Here is a 3,508-nt window from a genome sequence, read left to right as displayed (position 1 = left end):
CCATGCCGGACGTGCACTGGGGTTACGGCCGCGCCGACCGCCGTCCCGCCGCCTCCGCCCGGTGGCGCCGGCTTCACCTCCCGGTACGGGCTGGTGCGTCCCCGTGACGGCCGCTACCTGGCGGGCGTCTGCGCGGCGATCGGCCGGGCCACCAACACCGACCCGGTGGTGTGGCGCGTGCTCCTGGCGGTGCTGGGCTTCTTCGGCGGCATCGGCATCCTGGTCTACGTCACCGCCTGGCTGATCATCCCCGGCGAGGGCGACAGCGCCTCGCCGGTCGAGTCGATGCTGGGTCGGGGCCGGTCCAGCATGTCGCCGGTCACCGTGATCGTGCTCAGCATCCTGGTCGCGGTCAGCTTCGCGTACATCGTCACCGACGCCTTCCGCGCGCTGCTGCTGGGCGCGACGATCCTGGTGGGCGGCTCGCTGCTGCTCAACCGTGAGAACCGCGACCGGCAGCCCGGCCCGCCGGCCGGCGCCGTGCCTCCGGGGCCCGCCGCCGCACCTCCGGGTCCGGTCCCCCCGGTCACCTATCCCGGCCCGGCCGCCGCGCCGCCGCCAGCCGCCGCACCCGCCACCCCGTGGGCGTACGCCGACCCGCTCGCCGCCCCGGCCGTGCCCGCACCGCCGACGGTCCCTGGTACGCCGACCGAGCCGACCGCCGAACTGCCGGCCCAGCCCACGCCTGCCGCTCCGCCCGGCGCACCGACCCCCGGCTGGCCGGCGCCGGCCTTCCCCACCTCCGGCTGGCCCGCGCCACCGGTCACCGGCACACCCGTCGTTCCCCCCGTGAGCGCTCCCCCGGCCCGCTCCGGCTACCAGCCACCGTTCGCCCCGTACGGGCCGTACGCCGGGCGACCGGTCCCGCCACCACCGCCACCACCGGTCAAGCCGCCGAAGCGGCCCCGGGAACGGTCGCCGCTGGGTGCGGTCACCTTCTCGCTGATCTTCCTCGCCCTGGGCACGGTGGCCGTTCTCGATCTCCTGCACGTCTTCGACATGGGTGCCTCGGCGTACTTCGCGGCGGCCCTGGCCACCATCGGGCTGGGCCTGCTGGTCGGCACCTGGTTCGGTCGGGCACGCTGGCTGATCGCGCTGGGCCTGGTCACGTCCGCCGCCCTGGCCGTGGCCACCGTGGCCGAGTCGTACGACCGGATCCGGGGCGTGGACGGCGCGGTGACCTGGGCACCGACCAGCCACACCGAGCTGGCCACCCGGTACGAGAACAGCTTCGGCGACGCGGTCCTGGACCTGCGCGCCGTCGACTTCGACAAGAAGACCACCGAGATCACCGTCGCGATCAACTTCGGCGAGGCGACCGTGGTGGTGCCTCCGAACGTCGACGTGACCACGCTGGCCGACGTCAACGCCGGGGACGCGACCGTCTTCGGCCGGCGCTACGGCACGCTGGACGACCGCGCGGGTGGGGTGGACGGGCCCCTGCGGGAGACCACCGACCTGGGCGCGGACGGCGCCGGCGGTGGCACACTCCGCCTGCTCATCCACGTCAACGCCGGCAATCTGGAGGTGACCCGGTGAACCCCGCGGTCGCGAACGAAGGAGACGACCCCGTGAGGGCCCACCGCACCGACCTCGTGTCCCTCGCCTTCGGCCTGCTCTTCCTCGGGTTCGCCGTCTGGTGGCTGGTGGCCCAGATCCTGGGGCTCGTCCTGCCGCCGGTCGGCTGGTTCCTGGCCGGCGCCCTGCTCGTGGTCGGTGTGCTGGGGCTGGTGGGGGCGCTGCGGTCGGCGCGGCGGGCGGTGGGGCCGCCGTCCGGCGACACGCCGGCTCCGGGCACCGACGAGTGGCCCTCGCAGGCCGTCACCGACCACGACGACCGGGCGGACGAGTGGCCCACCGAGGCGGTCACGGACCGCGACGAACGGGCCGACGAGTGGCCCACGGACCGCGACGAACGGACCGACGAGCGGCCCATCCTGCCGTCCGCCGACGACCGGGAACGTCCCCCGGGCTGACCTGCGGCGGTGCCGACCCCCGCCGAAGCCGCCTATGCTGGCCGGTGGAGACCCGCCTCCGCCGGCCCGGCCCGCGCCGCCGGGCCGCCTCCGGCGCAGCGACGCCGGTCGGGGCGGTCCCGCCGCGATCTCGTCCCCATTTCGTCAGGAGCCCGACCGACATGACGCAGTCCCCCGCCGTGCGCACCTCCGGCCGGTCCGGTCCGGTCCGCATCGGCGAGCGAGCCGCCCGCACCCTCGTCGCCGAGCTCGCCCGGATGAACGACCCGAAGTCCGCCCTGCTGGTCGGCGCGACCCCGGAGTCCGCGGTGCTCGCCGCGGCGATCGACGGGCTGCTGCCCGGCGACACGCTCACCCTCGTGCCGGCCGCCTCGACCGACGCCCGGCTGCTCCGGGAGCACGTCACGGCGCAGGGACGCTGGGTCGCCGACCGGGTCCGGGTGGTCGACACCCTCGCCGAGGCGGAGCCCGCCGCGGTGGTGGTCGCGGGCGAGCCGTTCACCGGCACACCCGAGGAGACCCGCGCGGTCGTGGAGGAGCTGGCGAAGTACCTCACCGGCGGCGCCGTGCTGAGCGTCGCGACGACGGCCACGCCCGGGCGTACCGCCGGAGCGGCGGCCGAGCTGGATCGGCAGGGGGCGCTCTACGGGGTCGGCAGTGACCTGGTGCTGCGCAACACGCCGCCGCTGCGGGTGCACCGGCTCCGCTTCACCCCGGCCGACGCCGCCGCGGCCGACCGGCTCGCCCCGGCGTACCGCCCGTCGAGCGTCCCGCTGACCCGCGGCATGCACATCGACTCGAACGGGGTGGCCGCCGCCGGCATCACGCTCGGGCTGGCCGCGCTGGCCCGGCTGACCCGACCGAGCTCGAAGCTGTGGCTGCTTCCGGCGCTGGCCGCCGCCCCGGTGGCCGCCTTCTTCCGCGACCCGCAGCGGGACGTGCCGGAGGACCCGTCGGCCGTGGTCGCGTCGGCGGACGGCCAGGTGCTGTCGGTGCAGCGGTTGCACGACGAGCGTTTCGGCGACGGTGAGTGGTTGCGGATCGCGGTCTTCCTGTCGGTGCTCGACGTGCACGTCAACCGTGCTCCGGTGGCCGGCAAGGTGGTCGACTACTTCGTGGCCGACGGTGGCTTCGTCAACGCGATGAAGCCGGACGCCGAGCACAACGTGGCGGCGTACACGGTGCTGGACACCGCGCGCGGCACGGTGGTCGTGGCGCAGCGCACCGGGCTGATCGCCCGGCGGATCGTGCAGCGGGCGCCGATCGGCGCCCTGCTGGCGAAGGGCGAGCGCTTCGGCCTCATCCGGTTCGGCTCGCGCACCGACGTCTACCTGCCCGCCGAGGCGGCGGAGCCGCTGGTCGGCCCCGGCGACAAGGTGGTCGGTGGTTCGACCGTCATCGCCCGCTGGCGCTGAGGTCCGCGGACGGAGAAGGGGGGGCGGGGGGGGGGCGGCGGCCCGCAATGCGTGCGGGGGGCGGGGGTGGGGGGGGGGGCGAGGCCGGGCGCCCGGGGGCGGGACCGGTAGGCCGGC

2 protein-coding genes and 1 pseudogene are annotated in these 3,508 nt (G+C 76.1%); all 3 read left to right on the top strand.

Annotation, left to right across the window (positions count from 1 at the left end; all coding sequences use genetic code 11):
• Positions 1-1,539 (top strand): PspC domain-containing protein (locus AB0I76_RS25330; protein WP_357040232.1); only part of this gene is annotated, 1,539 nt, incomplete at its 5' end.
• Positions 1,540-1,571: 32 nt separating this feature from the next.
• A pseudogene (locus tag AB0I76_RS25325) lies at positions 1,572-1,754 on the top strand (hypothetical protein); the annotation flags it as partial.
• A 383-nt stretch (positions 1,755-2,137) separates the two neighbouring features.
• Positions 2,138-3,391 (top strand): phosphatidylserine decarboxylase, encoded by a 1,254-nt coding sequence (locus AB0I76_RS25320; RefSeq protein ID WP_357040229.1) that lies wholly within the window; start codon positions 2,138-2,140, stop codon positions 3,389-3,391.
• Positions 3,392-3,508 lie beyond the last annotated feature (117 nt).

It is taken from the genome of Micromonospora sp. NPDC049799, from assembly GCF_040656655.1.
Taxonomy (GTDB): Bacteria; Actinomycetota; Actinomycetes; order Mycobacteriales; family Micromonosporaceae; genus Micromonospora.
The sequence above is the reverse complement of the archived record's forward strand: the minus strand, read 5'-3'. Positions and strand labels throughout refer to the sequence as shown.

What these genes read in the sequence shown, in the direction of transcription:
- AB0I76_RS25320 (WP_357040229.1), top strand. Translation starts at nt 2,138, where the DNA reads ATGACGCAGTCCCCCGCCGTGCGCACCTCCGGCCGGTCCGGTCCGGTC.